The sequence below is a fragment of the Chromohalobacter sp. HP20-39 genome, assembly GCF_033052815.1.
GTDB lineage: Bacteria > Pseudomonadota > Gammaproteobacteria > Pseudomonadales > Halomonadaceae > Chromohalobacter.
In genome coordinates this window covers 1-391 of record NZ_JAWHTP010000246.1, presented here as the reverse complement: position 1 = coordinate 391, position 391 = coordinate 1, and the positions used below count along the sequence as shown (strand labels likewise).

1 pseudogene is annotated in these 391 nt (G+C 65.7%); it reads right to left on the bottom strand.

The features are described 5' to 3' along the window. Window positions 1–101: 101 nt before the first annotated feature. A pseudogene (locus tag RVY79_RS17830) lies at window positions 102–391 on the bottom strand (iron-sulfur cluster assembly scaffold protein); the annotation flags it as partial.

Genomic DNA, 391 nt, shown 5'->3' with positions numbered 1-391 from the left:
CCCTTGCGGATCAGCTCCGGCAGTTCATGCTTCAGCACCTCGGGCGTCGGGTCGGCCACGATCAGATGGAAGCCGTAATCGGCCACCGCGCGGCCCTCGGCGCGGCGATGGTAGTCGTCCACCGCCGCCTTGATGGCGTCCTCGGCCAGGATGGAGCAGTGGATCTTGACCGGCGGCAGCGCCAGCTCTTCGGCGATCTGCGTGTTCTTGATCGTCAGCGCCTCGTCCAGGGTCTTGCCCTTGACCCACTCGGTCACCAGCGAGCTGGAGGCGATCGCCGAGCCGCAGCCGTAGGTCTTGAACTTGGCGTCTTCGATCACGCCTTGCTCGTTCACCTTGATCTGCAGCTTCATCACGTCGCCGCAAGCCGGTGCGCCGACCATGCCGGTGC